At 66.7% G+C, this 17,057-nt stretch carries 10 protein-coding genes and 2 pseudogenes; 9 read left to right on the top strand and 3 right to left on the bottom strand.

Going from position 1 to position 17,057, the window contains the following annotated elements; all coding sequences use genetic code 11:
• Nucleotides 1–6: 6 nt before the first annotated feature.
• From ACTJIL_RS05800 to ACTJIL_RS05790, 3 genes and pseudogenes are all read right to left on the bottom strand, one after another.
• Nucleotides 7–1,581, bottom strand: a complete 1,575-nt coding sequence (locus ACTJIL_RS05800; RefSeq protein WP_440754608.1) for a pseudouridine synthase — start codon at nt 1,579–1,581, stop codon at nt 7–9.
• Nucleotides 1,582–1,619: 38 nt separating this feature from the next.
• Nucleotides 1,620–2,546: pseudogene (gene scpB / locus ACTJIL_RS05795) on the bottom strand (SMC-Scp complex subunit ScpB); the annotation flags it as partial.
• 164 nt (nt 2,547–2,710) lie between these two features.
• The gene (locus tag ACTJIL_RS05790; protein WP_440754607.1) at nt 2,711–3,625 is read right to left on the bottom strand and encodes a segregation and condensation protein A; all 915 of its coding nucleotides are present in this window, start codon (nt 3,623–3,625) and stop codon (nt 2,711–2,713) included.
• Nucleotides 3,626–3,968: 343 nt separating this feature from the next.
• On the opposite strand from ACTJIL_RS05790, the gene ACTJIL_RS05785 reads away from it, so the two are divergent.
• The 9 genes and pseudogenes from ACTJIL_RS05785 (at nt 3,969) to ACTJIL_RS05745 (ending at nt 16,996) form a co-directional block, all read left to right on the top strand.
• Nucleotides 3,969–4,268 (top strand): YciI family protein, encoded by a 300-nt coding sequence (locus tag ACTJIL_RS05785; RefSeq protein WP_440754606.1) that lies wholly within the window; start codon nt 3,969–3,971, stop codon nt 4,266–4,268.
• Entirely contained in the window at nt 4,265–4,558 is a 294-nt protein-coding gene (locus ACTJIL_RS05780; protein WP_440754605.1) for a BolA family protein, read from the top strand. The genes ACTJIL_RS05785 and ACTJIL_RS05780 overlap by 4 nt, the downstream gene beginning before the upstream one ends.
• Before the next feature lie 161 nt (nt 4,559–4,719).
• On the top strand, nt 4,720–5,751 hold the full coding sequence (locus ACTJIL_RS05775; RefSeq protein ID WP_440754604.1) for a LacI family DNA-binding transcriptional regulator: 1,032 nt from the start codon (nt 4,720–4,722) through the stop codon (nt 5,749–5,751).
• Between the two features lie 121 nt (nt 5,752–5,872).
• On the top strand, nt 5,873–8,914 hold the full coding sequence (locus ACTJIL_RS05770; protein ID WP_440754603.1) for a TonB-dependent receptor: 3,042 nt from the start codon (nt 5,873–5,875) through the stop codon (nt 8,912–8,914).
• 270 nt (nt 8,915–9,184) lie between these two features.
• A pseudogene (locus tag ACTJIL_RS05765) lies at nt 9,185–10,564 on the top strand (glucoamylase family protein); the annotation flags it as partial.
• A 265-nt stretch (nt 10,565–10,829) separates the two neighbouring features.
• Nucleotides 10,830–12,017 carry a sugar ABC transporter substrate-binding protein gene (locus tag ACTJIL_RS05760; RefSeq protein ID WP_440754602.1) on the top strand — a complete coding sequence of 396 codons (1,188 nt, stop codon included), beginning with the start codon at nt 10,830–10,832 and terminating at the stop codon, nt 12,015–12,017.
• On the top strand, nt 12,014–12,892 hold the full coding sequence (locus ACTJIL_RS05755) for a carbohydrate ABC transporter permease (RefSeq protein WP_440754601.1): 879 nt from the start codon (nt 12,014–12,016) through the stop codon (nt 12,890–12,892). Before ACTJIL_RS05760 ends, ACTJIL_RS05755 begins: the two co-directional genes overlap by 4 nt.
• The gene (locus ACTJIL_RS05750; RefSeq protein ID WP_440754600.1) at nt 12,889–13,710 is read left to right on the top strand and encodes a carbohydrate ABC transporter permease; all 822 of its coding nucleotides are present in this window, start codon (nt 12,889–12,891) and stop codon (nt 13,708–13,710) included. Before ACTJIL_RS05755 ends, ACTJIL_RS05750 begins: the two co-directional genes overlap by 4 nt.
• A gap of 133 nt (nt 13,711–13,843) precedes the next feature.
• A complete protein-coding gene (locus tag ACTJIL_RS05745; RefSeq protein ID WP_440755857.1) occupies nt 13,844–16,996 on the top strand; it encodes a discoidin domain-containing protein in 3,153 nt (1,050 codons plus the stop codon).
• Nucleotides 16,997–17,057: the final 61 nt, after the last annotated feature.

Below are 17,057 nucleotides of genomic sequence, written 5' to 3'. Positions count from 1 at the left end.
GGCCGATCAGCGGTTGCCGCCGCGATGGCCGCCCGGGCCGCGGCTACCGCCGGGGCGGGGGCCGTTGGGGCGGGGTCCGGCGGGACGCGGGCCCCGCGGGCCGTTGGGACGGTTGCCGGCCGGACGCGGGCCCGGACTGCGCGGCCGCTCGTACGGGCTGGCGCCCGGGTTGGCGTGGTCGGACGGGAACACCGGCGCGTTGCCGGGGTGTCCGTAGGGACGGGCGGGACGATTCTGGCCCTGGCCCGGCCCGCGTTGTTCGCTGCCGGCACCCGCGCTGCGGCCGGGCCCCCGACGCGGGCCGCCTTCGTTGCCGAACGGGCGGTTGCCGCCGGCACCGGGCCGCCCCTGGCCGCCGCCGGGCTTCTTGCCGTAAGGCTTCTTGGGGCCGCGGCCGTCGGCGTTGCGGTGGCCGCTGGGGCCGGTGCTGACGCCGTCGGGCACGTACCAGGTGCGGAACGCGGCGGGATTGCCATCCGGAAGCGGGTTGGCGCCCTTCTGCTTGCGCTGCTTGAACGGCTTTTGCGACTGCTTGGCCGCGGCTTCGCCGCTGACCGTGAGGCCGCTGTGCGGCTTCCTGCCACGGCTGCGATCCTCGCGCACGTGGTCGAAGCGGCGCAGCTCGCGGCCTTCGTCGGCGGTGCTGTGGCCACCGACATAGCCAGGCGAGCGGCGCTGGCTGTCGACCTGCACGGTCGACTTGCTCGCCTTGCGCTGGCCGATCACCGGCTGCAGAGTCAGTGCCGGCGGCGGGCCTTCCTCGAGTTTCAACTCGCGGCGCAGTGCCTCGACCTTGTCGTCCGCCAGTTCCTGCGAATGTCCGCGCAGCAGCGGCTGCGGCAGTTCGACCGAACCGTAGCGGATGCGCTTGAGGCGCGAGACCTGGCAGCCCTGCGACTCCCACAGCCGGCGCACCTCGCGGTTGCGGCCTTCCTTGACCAGCACCTGGAACCATTCGTTGGAATCGGTGCCGCCGATGCGCTTGATCTCGTCGAACTTCGCCGGGCCGTCGTCCAGCGCCACGCCGCGGCGCAGGCGGTCGACGATCTTCTCCGACACGGTCTCCTCGCCCTCGGGCGCGCGCACGCGGCAGACGTACTCGCGTTCAACCTCGAACGAGGGGTGCATCATCGCGTTGGCCAGTTCGCCGTCGGTGGTCAGCAGCAACAGGCCGGTGGTGTTGATGTCCAGGCGGCCGACCGCGATCCAGCGCGCGCCCTTGAGCGCGGGCAGGGCTTCGAAAATGGTCGGGCGGCCTTCAGGATCCTCGCGCGTGGTGACTTCGCCCTCGGGCTTGTTGTAGATCAGCACGCGGCTGGGGTCGGTCAGCGCGCTGGCGACGAAGGTCTTGCCGTCGATCTCGACGCGGTCGCCGCCCTTGATGCTCATGCCGGTCTGCGCGAGCTCGCCGTTGACCTTGACCAGGCCGTCGGCGATGCGTTGCTCCAGCGCGCGGCGCGAGCCGAGCCCGGCCTGCGCCAGCACCTTGTGCAGGCGCTCTTCCAGGCGCGGGCTGTCCGCGGTGTTGTCGGTGCCGCGCTTCAGGGAAAGCTTGCGGCCGTTGTTCTGTGTGTCACTCATGTCGTGCTCCGGGTGCTGTCGCCTTCGTCGGCGAGGGCATCTGTGTTCGTGTCGTCTTGCGACGGATTGATGTGGGGGTCGTCGACGGTGTCAGCGTCGGTGTCAGTGTTGTTGGTGTCGTTGTCGGCATCCATGTCCGCGCCTGCGTCGGCGTCCGCTGCGGCGGCTTCGTCGTCGCCCGTGTCCGGGTCGTCGATATCGTGTTCGGCTTCGCTTGCCAGGTCGGTCGTGTCGATGGAAGCGTCGCCCGCGTCGTCACCGTTGCCGGCGCCATCGGTGCCGTCGGTGGCGATGCCTTGCGCGTCCTCCCCTTTGCCATGCCCGTCATCGGCATCATCGCCTTCGGCCTGTTCGGCATCCGCGCCGTCGGCACTGATGTCGCCGACCGGCATGGCCGTGCCGGGCTTGCCGTCGAACTGCAGTTGCGGGTCGAGCTCGCCGAAGTCCTTGAGTTCCGACAGCGGCGGCAGTTCGTCCAGGCGCTTGAGGCCGAAGTAATCGAGGAAGCCCTTGGTGGTGCCGAGCAGTTCCGGGCGGCCGGGGATGTCGCGGTGGCCGACGACGCGGATCCACTCGCGCTCTTCCAGCGCCTTGATGATGTTGCTGTTCACCGCCACGCCGCGGACTTGTTCGATTTCGCCGCGAGTGATCGGCTGGCGGTAGGCGATCAGGGCCAGGGTTTCCAGCGTGGCGCGGGTGTACTTGGTCTGGCGCTCGGTCCACAGCCGCGCCACCCAGGCGTGCACGTCGGCCTGGACCTGGTAGCGCCAGCCGGAGGCCAGCTCGACCAGCTCCACGCCGCGTTCAGCGCAGTCGGCCTGCAGCGATTCGAGCGCCTGGATGATGCTGCCATCGGGTGCGGGCTCATCCAGCGGGAACAACGCGTGCAGCTGCACCGCGGTCAGCGGCTGGTTGGCGGCGAGCAGGGCCGCCTCGACGATGCGTTTGATCAGTTGTGGGTCCATCGGGACTCGGTCATGGGTCATGGGGTGGAAAAGCCCTCCCCTTCAAGGGGAGGGTTGGGTGGGGATGGGTTATTCGCCGGGGCAGTCGCGGCTAGCAGAGTCGCGGCGTCACGGACACCCATCCCCATCCCGGCCTTCCCCTTGAAGGGGAAGGAGAAAAGCAGTCACGCATCGTCATTGGCCGCGCCGTCGTCCTCGTCGAACTCGCTCGACAGCTCCAGCGCGGCGGTGTCGCCGTCGCGCGTGGCCAGCGACTTGAGGTAGATCGGCCCGAGCGCGACTTCCTGCACGATCTCCAGCAGGCGCTCCTTAGCCAGCTCCAGGATCGACAGGAAGGTGACCACGACGCCGAGCTTGCCTTCGCGCGCCTCGAACAGCGACTCGAAGCGGTGGAAGCTGCCGTCCTCGAGCCGGGTCAGCAGCTCGCCCATGCGCTGGCGCACGCTGAGGGCGTCGCGCTTGATCGCGTGGCCGGTGAACAACTCGGCGCGCTTGAGCACGTCGTGCAGTGCCAGCAGCATCTCGCGCAGGTCCACCGGCGGCGGCGCCTTGACGCTGGCGCGGTCGGGAACGAATGCGGCGGCCGGCGTGGTGTCGCGGTCCTGGCGGGGCAGGGCGTCGAGGTCCTCGGCGGCCTGCTTGAAGCGCTCGTACTCCTGCAGGCGCCGGACGAGGTCGGCGCGCGGATCGTCCTCCAGCGCTTCCTCTTCGGTCGAGCGCGGCAGCAGCATGCGCGACTTGATCTCGGCCAGGATCGCGGCCATTACCAGGTACTCGGCGGCCAGTTCGAAGCGCATCTCCTGCATCACGCCGATGTAGTCGACGTACTGGCGGGTGATCTCGGCCACCGGGATATCGAGGATGTCGAGGTTCTGGCGCCGGATCAGGTACAGCAGCAGGTCCAGCGGCCCCTCGAAGGCGTCGAGGATGACTTCCAGCGCGTCCGGCGGGATGTACAGGTCCTGCGGGATCTGCAGCACGGCCTGGCCGTGCACCACTGCCAGCGGCATTTCCTGCTGCTGCGGGTGCAAGGCCGCCTGGCTTTGCACAGGCGTAGCGGACGCGGTGTCTTCGGTCATGCGGTTCGCAGCCCCCTTGGGCCACATGATGGGCTTTGGCGCGCGACGGGGCCGCGGCCGGTTTGCAGCATTGCGGCGATGGGAGTCGCCATTCGAAGCGGATGGCAGCCGGACGCCATGTGCGGCTCGCGCCGCAAGATGTCGCGGCGTGGGACGGTGGAAGGTCGTCGGACTGGACCGGTTGGAAACAGCGGGTCGGGCGTCTGGGGACGGGCCGCTGCGGGTTTCCCGGTCAGTGGAACTGGAGTTTAGGGTACGGGCTCGCACAGATCGTGTCCAGCGCGTGGCTGAACGCAGGTGGCTACAATTCCGGCTTCCTCCAGTCCCCAGGGAAACGCACGACATGTGGTATGCGATCGAAGGCCACGACGGCACCGATGTGCTCGCGCAGCGCAAGCAGGCCCGCCCCGAACACCTGGGCCGTTTGACCGCCCTGCGCGATGCCGGCCGCCTGCTGCTGGCTGGCCCGTGCCCGGCCATCGATGCCGTCGATCCCGGCCCGGCCGGTTTCAGCGGCAGCATCGTGATCGCCGAGTTCGGATCGCTGGAGGAGGCGCGGACCTGGGCCGACGCGGACCCCTATGTTGCCGCGGGCGTCTACACCCGGGTCGACGTGCGCCCGTTCAACGTCGTCCTGCCATGACCGCCGCCGGGCCGTTGCCACGCGAACAGCGCGTCGCCGCCATCCGCGACGCCCTCCAGGTGGCATTCGCGCCGACCGTGCTCGAAGTGCGCGACGACAGTCATCGCCATGCCGGTCATGCCGGCGCGCGTGATGGACGCGGGCACTTCGATGTGGAAATCGTCAGCGAGGCATTCGCCGGCCTGTCGCCGTTGGCGCGGCATCGCGCCATCTATGACGCGCTCGGCGCCCTGATGACAACCGACATCCACGCTTTGTCCATTCACGCCCGGACGCCCGCCGGCATGTGATCGGCGGCGATGGCGGCTGCTGCGTTGCAGCATGCGCGAGCCCTGTTTTTACGGGGTGTCGTAGCCTGCGAGGCCTTGGCTTCAAGGGTTTTACCCTGGCTTTACTTTGATCTCTGGAAACGTTTACAGTCCGCCGCAGTCAACCGGGCACGGGAGGGCGGGTGAGCGTCACGATCAAAGACGTCGCGAAGCAGGCGAACGTATCGGTGGCGACGGTCTCGCGGGCCCTCAACGGGCACGAGAACGTGGCCGAGGCCGTGCGCCAGCGCGTACTGAGCGTCGCCAATGAACTGCGCTACAGCCCGCACCACGCGGCGCGCAGCCTCAGCAGCCGCCGCACCCACACCATCGGCGTGGTGCTGCCGGACCTGTATGGCGAGTTCTTCTCCGAACTGATGCGCGGCATCGACCACGGCGCCCGCGAGCGCGGCCTGCACCTGCTGGTGTCCAGCTACCACGGCAACCCGGCCGAACAGGGCGCGGCGCTGCGCGCCATGCGTGGCCGCGTCGATGGCCTGCTGGTCATGTCGCCGTTCGTGGGCGACACCGGGATGGTCCGCGACAACCTCAGCCCCGGCATGCCGGCCGTGCTGATGAACAGCAGCCTCGCCGAGACGGACCTGCGGGCGGTCAGCGTGGACAACTATGGTGGCGCACGCGAGATGGTGCGGCACCTGGTGGCGGCGGGGCATCGCCGGATCGCCTTCATCTCGGGCCCCGACAACAATTTCGACGCCTCCGAGCGCCTGCGTGGCTATCGCGACGAACTCGCCGCGAGCCTGCCCGATGCGCGGCCATGGATCCTCGAAGGCGACTTCCACGAGGCTTCCGGCCATCGCGCGGGCGGCGAACTGCTGGCCGGCGCCGATCGCCCGGACGCGGTCTTCGCCGCCAACGACATGATGGCGCTGGGTTGCCTGTTCGCGCTCAACCACGCCGGCGTCCAGGCGCCGCGCGACATCGCCATCGCCGGCTTCGACGACATCCCGCTTGCGCGTTACGTGCACCCGTCGTTGACCACGATGCGCGTGGACATCGCCGAACTCGGCGGCCGCGCCCTGCGCACGCTCCTGGACAGCATGGCGCCGGACGCCGATCCGGGCGATGACATGGGCCAGATGGAGCCTCTGGTTCCGAAGTTGATGGTGCGCGACTCGAGCGTCGCCGGAGCGAGCGGGAGGAAGACGCGCTAATCCGCAAACACGTTGTTGCCTGAGCGGCCCGGGGGCGTGTGAACACAACGATCACGGCCACTACAAAAAGATCACCGATGGCAGATGTCCCACATTGACCGGCCCTGGGAGGGGAGACGTCATGAAGTCCACGCATCGTTCCACACGCAGACACAACCGCACGCTGCTGGCCTGTGCACTGGCCAGCTGCATGCTGCTGGCCGCGCCACAGGTCCTGGCGCAATCCACCTCGGCCACGATCCGCGGCCAGGTCTCCGCTGATTCGACGCCCGCGGGCGGCGCCACGGTGACGGCAACCAACCTGGCGACGGGGCTGACACGCAGTGTGCAAAGCACGGGCAATGGCAGCTATTCGCTCAACGGCCTGCCGCCGGGCAGCTATCGCCTGGATGTCACTGCCAACGGCCAGACCAGTTCACAGAACATCACCGTGCAGATCGGCCAGACCGCGACGGTGAACCTGGGCGTGGGCGGCGTGGCCGAAACGGCGCCGACGGGCGAGGCGACCGACCTGGCGACCGTGACCGTCACGGCGCCGATGGTCGTGGAAACGAAGACATCCGAGGTGGCCACCTATGTCACCCAGAAGCAGATCGAGGCGTTGCCGCAGGCGTCGCGCAACTTCCTGGCGTTCGCGGACACCGTGCCGGGCATGATCTTCGAAACCGGTTCGGACGGTACCAGCAAGCTGCGGGGCGGCGCGCAGAATTCCAACGGCATCAACGTCTTCATCGACGGCATCGGACAGAAGAACTACGTGCTCAAGGGCGGTGTCAGCGGCCAGGACTCTTCCAGCGGCAGCCCGTTCCCGCAGCTGGCCATCGGCGAGTACAAGGTCATCACGTCGAACTACAAGGCCGAGTACGACCAGATTTCCAGCGCCGCGGTCACGGCGGTCACGAAGTCGGGCACCAATGAATTCGAAGGCCACTTCTTCTGGGACTACACGAACGACGGTTGGCGCCAGCCGACGTTTGCCGAAGAAAAGGGCGATTTCAAGGTGCCTTCCAAGGAGGAGCAGTACGGCGCCTCGTTCGGCGGGCCGATCGTCCGCGACAACCTGTTCTTCTTCGTGACATACGAGGCGAAGGAGATCGATCGCCCGCGCACGGTTCGCCTGGGAACCAGCAACTTCGATCCGGCCTACCTGACGCCGGAGATCCTGTCCTACCTTGGTGCGGCCAATGCGCCATTCAAGCAGGACAACTACTTCGGCAAGCTGACCTGGCAGGCTGGAGATGCCCATCTGGTCGAGCTGTCCGCGAAGAAGCGCGAGGAAACGGAGATCACGGGTGTCGGCGACGGCCCGAATGTTCCCTCCTACGGAACCGCCAAGACCAACGACAGCACCCGCGTCGACCTGCGCTGGCAATGGAGCGGGATGAGCTGGTTGAACGACCTGCACCTGACTTCCGAGGACGACGAATGGAGCCCGCGCCCGATCACGATGGGACCGGGCAGGTCCATCCGGTCGACGTTGGCCAACCAGAATGACGGCGACACCCTGCTCAACATCGGCGGTGGCCGCGACTTTCAGGACAAGGGCCAGAAGGGCGAATCGATCCAGAACGACTTCACCTTCACTGGCCTGGAGGGGCACACGATCAAGGCGGGCATCAAGTACAAGTCGGTCAAGATCAACGCCTTCGAGCAGCAGCCCTACAACCCGCAGTTCCGCTACGACCTGGGCGAGAACATCGACGCAGGGCGGACGGCGATCGACGACTTCATTCCTTGGGACGTGGAGTTCGGCGCGCCGCTGCCCGGCATCGGCGACCGCAACATCAGTTCACGCAACAAGCAGTACGGAATCTACCTCCAGGACGATTGGGAGGTCACGGACAAGCTGACGCTGAACCTCGGCATCCGGTACGACTACGAAGAAACGCCTGGCTTCGAGGACTACGTGACAGATCCCGGCCTGGTCGCCGCATTGCGCGGTTGGAGCAACGTCCACGGGCCGAATGTCGACTACGACATCGAGGACTACATCAGCGACGGCAGCAACCGCAAGCCCGACAAGAACAACTGGGCGCCGCGACTGGGCTTCTCCTACGACCTCTTCGCGGATCAGCGCCACGTGATCTTCGGCGGCGCAGGGCGCTCCTATGACCGCAACCTGTTCGACTACCTGGCGCTCGAGCAATCCAAGTCGACGTTCCCGGGCTATCGCTACTCCTTCAATACGCCCGACCATCCGTGCACGGTCGGAACCGGCACCTGCGTGGCATGGGATCCGGCCTACTACGATCCGGCCAACCTCTACGCACTGGTCGCGGCGAACCCGAACCTGGGCGCCGAGGTGTTCATGATCAACAACGATCTTGAGACTCCGTATTCGGACCAGTTCAGCCTGGGCATGCGCAACACGGTCACGGTGTGGAACCACGACTGGAATACATCGGCGACAATCGCCCATGTGCGCAGCTACGACGGCGTCGTCTTCGCGCTTGGCAACCGTTGGCCGGATGGCAGCTATCGCGACCCGGCTTTTCCCGACGCTACCTGGGGGCACCAGCCCTGGGATTTCGGGATCCCTGGCTATGGCAGGCTGCTGGTCGGCGACAACGGCATCGAGACCAAGCTCAACCAGCTGCTGCTCTCGATCGACAAGCCCTACTCGGAGGAGTCGCCGTGGGGGGGCACCATCGCGTACACCTATAGCGATGCGAAGGAAAATCGCCTCAACGCGGCAAACAACGATGAACATTTCACCTTCGACTACCCGAACCTCGACGGGTTGCCCTTCATCACCTCCGTTGGGATTCCGAAGCATCGCCTCGTCGCAACGGCGTTCGGGGATTTCTGGGGCATGACGCTCTCGAGCAAACTGACGCTGGCGAGCCCGAACCCGAAGGATTCGACGAACTGCTACAACACCACCAGCACGGACAATTGCTACTTCGATTCCTTCATCGCCGACGAAACGATCGGCTTCAAGCAGCTCGACATCGCCCTGCAGAAGACCTGGAACACCGGAACCGACCTGAGCTTCTACGTGCGCGGCGACGTCTTCAATGTCTTCAACTGGAAGAACTACACCGACTACGACAACTGGCGTGGCACGCCAGGCGCGCCCAACCCCAACTTCGGAAATCGAAACGGCGTTGGAACGATCTGGCCGCCAAGGATGTTCAAGCTCTCGTTCGGCCTCGACTGGTGATCGATCGATGACAGGCCGCCCGCACCGGGCGGCCTGGCTTTTCCCGTTCCACGAATGCACAAGAGGTGCCCTGGCGCAATGCGACACCGCAGTTTTTCCTTCACGCTGGTCCTGATTTCATGCCTTGTCCTTCCGCTTGCGGCATGCAAGAAGATCGACGAACCGGAAGCGCGGCCATCCGTGCAGCAGCAAGAGCGCCCGGCCGAGCCGGTGGTGCAGGTGCCGCAACCGCCGTCGCAGGAGCCAGGCGAGGTGGCGGTTGGTGCGCAGCCCGCGCTGCCGCCGCTGTTCAAGGACATCGAGAAGCGCACGTTCCAGTTCTTCTGGGATACGACCAACGAGGTCAACGGGATGACGCCGGACCGCTTCCCGTCGCGGCCGTTCGCTTCCATCGCCTCGATCGGGTTCGCGCTGACTGCGTATCCGATCGGCATCGAAAACGGGTGGGTGAGCCGGCGCCAGGCGGTCGACCGCACGTTGACCACGCTGGAATTCCTGCGTGACGCGAAGATGGGGCCGCAGAAGGAGGGCACCTCGGGTTACCACGGTTTCTACTACCACTTCCTCGACATGCAGAAGGGACAGCGCTACGAGCCCTGGGTGGAGCTGTCGAGCGTGGACACGGCGCTGATGATGATGGGCGTGTTGTTCACGCGCGGGTACTACGACCGCGACGACCCGCGCGAACAGGCGATCCGGGAGATCGCCGATGAGCTTTACCGGCGTGTCGAGTGGCCTTGGCTGCAGGTGCGCTCGCCGCTGATCTCGATGGGCTGGTATCCGGAGACCGGGTTCATCGAGCACGACTGGGAAGGCTACAACGAGGCGATGCTGGTCTACATCCTGGCGCTGGGGTCGCCCACCCATCCGATCGAGCCGGACGCCTGGGCCGCCTGGACCAGCACCTATGACCGGGGCTGGGGCCACTACGAAGGCCAGGAATACCTGAGTTTCGCGCCACAGTTCGGCCACCAGTACAGCGAGGTGTGGATCGATTTCCGCGGCATCCAGGACGAGTACATGCGCGCGCGAGGCATCGACTATTTCGAGAACAGCCGCCGGGCGACGCTGGCGCAGCGCACCTACGCCATCGAGAACCCGATGAAGTGGAAGGGTTACGGCGAGAACGTCTGGGGCCTGACCGCCAGCGACGGTCCGCAGCGCACGATGCAGCTGTACAACGGCGAGGAGCGCGAGTTCCGCCATTACAGCGCACGCGGCGCCGGCCTGCGCGACGCCTACGACGACGGCACCATCGCGCCGACCGCGGCGATCGGCTCGCTGGTGTTCGCGCCGGAAGTGGTGATCCCGGCGACCGTGGAAATGCACGAGCGCTATGGTGATTTCCTGTATTCGAGTTACGGATTCCTCGATTCCTTCAATCCCAGCTTCAACTACGACATCCCGCTCAAGACCGGGCGCCTGGTCCCGGACAAGGGCTGGGTGGCGAGCGATTACATCGGCATCGACCAGGGCCCGATCCTGACCATGATCGCGAACTATCGGAACGAGTTCGTCTGGAACGTCATCAAGCGCGATCCCTATGTCCGCGCCGGGCTGGAACGCGCGGGCTTCACCGGCGGTTGGTTGGATGCGGAGAAGGACAAGCCGCAGGGCGATGCGGAGGCTGCGGCACCTGGACAGACTGGCGGAACGAAGGCGGGCGAGCCCGGCGGCGACAACGCGCCAGCGCCGGTGAGGCCGCCGCTGAAGGCACCGCAAGCCGCCAAATCGAACCTGCAATCGCAGCGGATACACTGCCGACATGCGCCAATCCAAGCCATCGCCACGCCGCCGTTCCCTTCCTGCGCCGGGAACCTGGCCGGTCTGGCGCGCTTCGGCATGCCTGCTCGTCGCCCTGCTGTCGGGCTGCGCACGGCAGGAGCCGGCGCGCGAGACCATCACGTTCTGGGTCATGGGCTTCGAGGGCGAACAGGTCGCGCGGCTGCTGCCTGAATTCGAGCGGCAGAATCCCGGCATCCATGTCGAATTGCAGCAGATGCCGGTGCTCTCGGCGCACGAGAAACTGTTGACCGCGTTCGCCGGCGACTCGCTGCCGGACGTGACGCCGCTGGGCAACACCTGGATCCCCGAGTTCGCGCTGCTCGGCGCGCTGGCGCCGCTGGACGACCGGATCTCCGCCACGCCCGGTTTCGATGCCGCCGACTACTACGCCGGCGCGTGGGACAGCGGCGTCATCGATGGCGTCACCTACGCCGTGCCCTGGTACGTGGAAACGCGGCTGCCGTTCTACCGCGCCGACCTGCTGCGCGAGGCGGGCATCGACAAGCCGCCGACGGACTGGGACGAATGGCGCACGGCGATGGCCGCGGTCAAGCGCGAGGTCGGGCCGAAGCGTTACGCGATCCTGCTGCCGCTCAACGAGTTCGAACCGCTGCTCAACCTCGCCATCCACGACCCGCTGCTGCGCGACGGCGGTCGCTACGGCAATTTCCGCAGCGAAGGGTTCAAGCGCACGCTGGCGTTCTACAAGGAGATCTTCGACAAGGACTGGGCGCCGAGGGTCGGCAACACCGCGATCTCCAATGTCTGGGACGAGTTCGGCAAGGGCTACTACACGTTCTACATCAACGGTCCGTGGAACATCGCCGAGTTCAAGAAGCGCCTGCCCCCGGCGCTGGCGGACACCTGGATGACGATGCCGCTGCCCGGGCCCGACGGCCCCGGTGCATCGGTAGCCGGTGGCACCAGTTTCGTCGTGTTCCGCAAGTCGGAGCACAAGGAGGCTGCCTGGAAGCTGATCGCCTACCTGTCCGATCCGGCGGTGCAGGTGAAGTTCCACGGCATGACCGGGAACCTGCCGCCGCGGCGGTCGCCGTGGGAGAACCCGGCATTGGCGAATGATCCGTACGCGCGTGCGTTCCGCATCCAGCTCGAGCGCGCGGTCTCGACGCCCAAGGTGCCGGAGTGGGAGCGCATCGCCACCGAGCTGAAGCTGGTGGGGGAACTGGTGGCCAACGGGCGCCTGAGCGTGGACGAGGCAGCGGTGGAACTCGACCGGCGCACCGATGCGATCCTGGAGAAGCGGCGGTGGATGCTGGAGCAGGGCAGTGGTCGCGCAGCGACCGGAGCGATGCCGTGACCCGCGCGCTCGCCGGCTGGACCTTCGCTGCGCCGGCGCTGCTGGTGATCGCGGTGTTCTTCTTCCTGCCGGTGGTCGCGGCGCTCGCGTTGAGCGTCACCGACTTCGACATCTACGCGCTGGCCGACATCGACAACCTGCGCTTCGTCGCCTTCGACAACTACATCGGCCTGCTGCACAACCCGCTGTTCTGGAAGACGCTGGGCAATACGCTGTATTTCGTGGTCGTCGGCGTGCCGCTGTCGATCGCGGTGTCGCTGGGCGCCGCGGTGCTGCTGCATTCGAAGCTCGGACGCTTCAAGGGCTTCTACCGAACCGCATTCTTCGCCCCGGTGGTGACCACCGTCGTCGCGGTGGCGGTGATCTGGCGCTACCTGTTCCACACCCGCTACGGGCTGGTGAACTGGGGCCTGTCGTCGATCGGCATCGAACCGGTCGACTGGCTCGGCGACCCGCACTGGGCGATGCCGACCATCATCCTGTTCGCGGTGTGGAAGAACTTCGGCTACAACATGATCATCTTCCTCGCCGGGCTGCAGTCGATCCCGGAAGATCTATACGAAGCCGCGCGCATCGACGGCGCCGGTGTATGGCGGCAGTTCCGCCACGTGACCCTGCCGATGCTGGGGCCTGTGCTGCTGCTGGTAGGCATCCTGACCATGTCCGGCTACTTCCAGCTGTTCGCCGAACCCTACGTGATGACCCAGGGCGGGCCGCTGGAAAGCACCAAGAGCGTGCTCTACCTGATGTACGACGAGGGCTTCAAGTGGTGGAACCTGGGCAACGCATCGGCGGTGGCGTTCCTGTTGTTCGTGCTGATGGTCGCGGTGACCAGTGGGTTGCTGTGGTTCGCACGCAGGAAGGGGGTGGAATGAATCGCCCCCTCGCCACTGCCGTGGTCAACGGCCTGCTGCTCGCACTGGCCGTGCTCAGCCTGGCGCCGCTGCTGTGGATGCTGTCGGTCTCGTTCATGCAGACCGGCGAGGCCGCGCATTTCCCGCCGCCGCTGTTACCGGCGACGCCCACGCTTGGCAACTATCACGAACTGTTCGCCAAGGCGGGCATGGGGCGTTACCTGTTCAACAGTTTCCTGGTCTCGACCTGCGTCACGCTGCTGGCGCTGCTGTTCAACACCATGGCCGGCTACGCGTTCGCGAAGTTGAAGTTCGCCGGGCGCGAGCGCACGTTCCGGCTGTTGCTGGCGGCGCTGGTGATCCCGGCGCAGGTGGCGATGATGCCGCTGTTCCTGCTGCTCAAGCAGATGGGGCTGGTGAACACCTACATGGGCGCAATCGTGCCGGGCATGGCGACGATCTTCGGCATCTTCCTGGTGCGGCAGTACGCGCGCTCGATCCCGGACGAACTGCTCGAGGCTGCGCGCATCGACGGCGCCGGCGAGATGCGGATCTTCTTCCAGGTCGTGCTGCCGGCGTTGAAGCCGATCATCGTCACGCTGGCGATCTTCAGCTTCATGGCCGCATGGAACGACTTCATGTGGCCGCTGATCGTGCTCAGCGACCAGAGCCTGCAGACCCTGCCGGTGGCGCTGGCCTCGCTGTCGCGCGAGCACGTGCAGGACAATGAACTGATGATGGCAGGATCGGTGGTGACCATCGTGCCGGTGCTGCTGCTGTTCCTGGCGCTTCAGCGCCACTACATCCAGGGGCTGCTGCTCGGGAGCGTGAAGGGGTGAGCCATCGCGCTTGCGAACCATGGGTTCGCGCGATGGCGAACGCCCGGCCACGGATGGGCGGGCCGGGCGATCCGCGCCTGTGAAGTCATGCCATGGATGGCAGCAATCCAAGGAGTGTGAATTGAAACGTGCGATGAAGATCATTGGCATGCTGCTTGTTCTGGTTTCCACCCCCGCATTCGCCCAGCAGCTCATCGGCGAGTCACGGCTCCTCGACGGCTTCGAGGACACCACTCCCTGGCGCCTGGTCACCTCCAACCAGGTCAGCGGCAAGCTGCGCCTGGTCGATGGCGCGGAGGGCAGGGCACTGTGCCTGGATTACGACTTCAATGGCGTGTCCGGTTACGCCGGCATCCAGCGCGACCTGCCGATCGATTACCCCGAGAACTATGCCTTCACCTTCCAGTTGCGCGGCGATTCCCCGGCCAACGACCTGCAGATGAAGTTCGTCGATGACAGCGGCGACAACGTGTGGTGGGTGAATCGGACCGGCGTCGACTTCCAGGACCGATGGACGGGCGTGCGCTACAAGAAGCGCCACATCGACAAGGCCTGGGGCCCGAGCCCGGATCGCGTGCTGCGCCACAGCGCGAAGCTCGAGTTCACCGTCTACAACCGCGTTGGCGGCAAGGGCTCGGTCTGCTTCGACTCGCTGCGGATGCAGCGTCTGGAAAAGGCCGACGACAGCCCGTTGACCGCCACTGCGACGGCCACGACCGGCGATGCGGGCGCCGCGATCGACGGCAATGCGAAGACTGCGTGGAACGGCAAGGATGGCGAGCGGCTCCTGCTCGACCTGGGCAGCGTGCGCGAGTTCGGCGGGCTGACCTTGCGCTGGCGCGGGGGTGCGCAGGCATCGCGCTACGTCGTGCAGTTGTCGGACGATGCCCAAACGTTCCGCGACGTCCGCACGGTGGTCGATGGCAACGGCAGCACGGACTGGATCGCGCTGCCCGAATCCGAGGCGCGCTATGTCGGCATCCTCGTCCAGGACGGGCCGGGGCAGGCGCGCATGCTGGAGGATGTGCAGGTCGAGCCGCTCGCGTTCGCGGCGATTCCCAACGATTTCATCAAGTCCGTGGCCGCGCATTCGCCGCGTGGCTGGTTCCCGCGCGGCTTCAGCGGCGAGCAGCCGTACTGGACGATCCTCGGCGTCGACGGCGGCAGCGAGCAGGGGCTGATCGGCGAGGACGGCGCGATCGAGGTGGCGAAGGGCGGCTTCAGCATCGAACCGTTCGTGCTGCTCGACCATGAACTCGTCGGCTGGGCCGGAGTGAAGGCTTCGCAGTCGCTGCAGGACGGCTACCTGCCGATACCGGCGGTGGACTGGAGCCATCCGGCCTTTGGCCTGCGGGTCACAGCATTCGCCCATGGCAATGCGCAGTTGGCGCAGCTGGTGGCGCGCTATCGCCTGGAGAACACCACCGACCAGCCGCGCACGTACACGCTGGCGCTGGCGCTCCGGCCGCTGCAGGTGAACCCGCCGAGCCAGTTCCTCAACACCATCGGCGGCGTGAGCCGGATTGATCGCCTTGCACTGGGCCGCATCGTGACCGAGGTCGACGGCGAGCCGCGGTTGTTCGCGCGGCAGCTTCCGGATGCGCGCTTCGCGAGCACGTTCGATGCCGGCATGGCGGCCAGCCTGCTGGCCGGCGGCGAACTGCCTGCCACCACGCAGGTCGAGGATCCCACCGGGCTGGCGTCCGGCGCGCTGCTCTACCGGATGCAGCTGGCGCCGGGCGAATCGCGCGAAGTGGACCTGCTCGCGCCGCTGATCGGCGACATCCCGTTCAAGAGCAACGAGTGGGACGCCTCGGCGCTGCAGGCCCAGGCCGCGAAGGCCTGGCGCGACCGGCTCGGCGACGTGCGCATCGACGTTCCGCCAGAAGGGCAGGCGCTTGCCGACACCCTGCGCACCGCCACCGCGCACATGCTGATCTCGCGCATCGGTCCGCGCCTGCAGCCGGGCACGCGCTCGTACGCGCGCAGCTGGATCCGCGATGGCGCGATGATTTCCGAGGGCCTGCTGCGCATGGGCCGGACCGACGCGGTGCGCGAGTACGTGGACTGGTATGCGCCGTACCAGTTCAAGGACGGCATGGTGCCGTGCTGCGTCGACGACCGCGGCAGCGACCCGGTGCCGGAGAACGACAGCCATGGCGAGCTGATCTTCAACATCGCCGAGCTGTACCGCTACGACGGCGACAAGGCGTTCCTGGCGAAGATGTGGCCGCATGTGGCCGCTGCATTCGGGTACATGGAAAAGCTGCGCCTGAGCGAACGCACCGAAGCCAATCGCGCGAAGAATCCGGCGTTCTACGGGCTGATGCCGGTCTCGATCAGCCATGAGGGCTATTCGGCCAAGCCGATGCATTCGTACTGGGACGACTTCTGGGCACTGCGCGGCTACAAGGACGCGGTCCAGATCGCGCAGGCGCTGGGCAAGGACGAGGACGCGCGACGGATGGCGGCTTCGCGCGACCAGTTCCACGCCGACCTCCAGGCCTCCCTGTTCGCGGCGGTGGCGCAGCACGACATCGACTACCTGCCGGGCGCCGCCGAGCTGGGCGATTTCGATCCGACCTCCACCACGATGGCACTGGCGCTGGGCGCCGAGCCCGTGGGACGGCCCAGCGACCGGCTGCGTTACACCGCGCTTCTGCAGAGCACCTTCGAACGCTACTGGCGCGAGTTCCGCCAGCGCGAGACGGGTCAGCGCGAATGGAAGGACTACACGCCCTACGAGTGGCGCAACGTCTCGGCCTTCGTGCGCCTGGGGTGGCGCGAACGCGCATGGGACGCGGTGCAGTTCTTCTTCGAGGATCGCGCGCCGCTGGCCTGGAACCAGTGGGCGGAAGTGGTCTCGCGCACCCCGCGCAAGCCGTTCTTCGTCGGTGACCTGCCGCACGCCTGGGTGGCGTCGGATTTCGTACGCTCTGCGCTGGACATGTTCGCGTACACGCGCGAGTCCGACGACAGCATCGAGCTGGCGGCGGGGATCCCGGTCGAGTGGTTCGAAGGAAAGGGTGTGGCGATCCGGGGATTGCGCACACCGCAGGGTGCGCTGGGATACTCATTGCGACGCGAGGGGAGCCTGTTGCAGCTTGATATCGATGCCGGGACCGAGATGCCGACCGGGGGGCTCGTGTTTACGTGGCCCTACGCCGGCGAGCCGGGCAAGGCGACGATCAATGGCAAGCCGGTGCGCTGGCAGGGCGGGGAGTTGGGCATCCATGCACTGCGGATCCATGCCGTACCGGCGAAGGTGACGATCCGGGTCGAGTAGCAGGTGGCAGCGGCTTTTGTAGCGAACGCGTCGCGCCGCAGTGCGAACGGGGTCGCAGTTG

This window comes from Luteimonas sp. 22616 (assembly GCF_052044325.1).
GTDB lineage: Bacteria > Pseudomonadota > Gammaproteobacteria > Xanthomonadales > Xanthomonadaceae > Luteimonas.
Note: the sequence above shows the minus strand (reverse complement) of the source record. Positions and strands in the feature narration are given on the sequence as shown.

Bases quoted from the DNA above. Each gene is read 5' to 3' on its own strand.
- ACTJIL_RS05800 (WP_440754608.1), bottom strand. From the start codon at position 1,581: ATGAGTGACACACAGAACAACGGCCGCAAGCTTTCCCTGAAGCGCGGC.
- ACTJIL_RS05790 (WP_440754607.1), bottom strand. From the start codon at position 3,625: ATGACCGAAGACACCGCGTCCGCTACGCCTGTGCAAAGCCAGGCGGCC.
- ACTJIL_RS05785 (WP_440754606.1), top strand. From the start codon at position 3,969: ATGTGGTATGCGATCGAAGGCCACGACGGCACCGATGTGCTCGCGCAG.
- ACTJIL_RS05780 (WP_440754605.1), top strand. From the start codon at position 4,265: ATGACCGCCGCCGGGCCGTTGCCACGCGAACAGCGCGTCGCCGCCATC.
- ACTJIL_RS05770 (WP_440754603.1), top strand. From the start codon at position 5,873: ATGAAGTCCACGCATCGTTCCACACGCAGACACAACCGCACGCTGCTG.
- ACTJIL_RS05760 (WP_440754602.1), top strand. From the start codon at position 10,830: ATGGGCTTCGAGGGCGAACAGGTCGCGCGGCTGCTGCCTGAATTCGAG.
- ACTJIL_RS05750 (WP_440754600.1), top strand. From the start codon at position 12,889: ATGAATCGCCCCCTCGCCACTGCCGTGGTCAACGGCCTGCTGCTCGCA.
- ACTJIL_RS05745 (WP_440755857.1), top strand. From the start codon at position 13,844: ATGAAGATCATTGGCATGCTGCTTGTTCTGGTTTCCACCCCCGCATTC.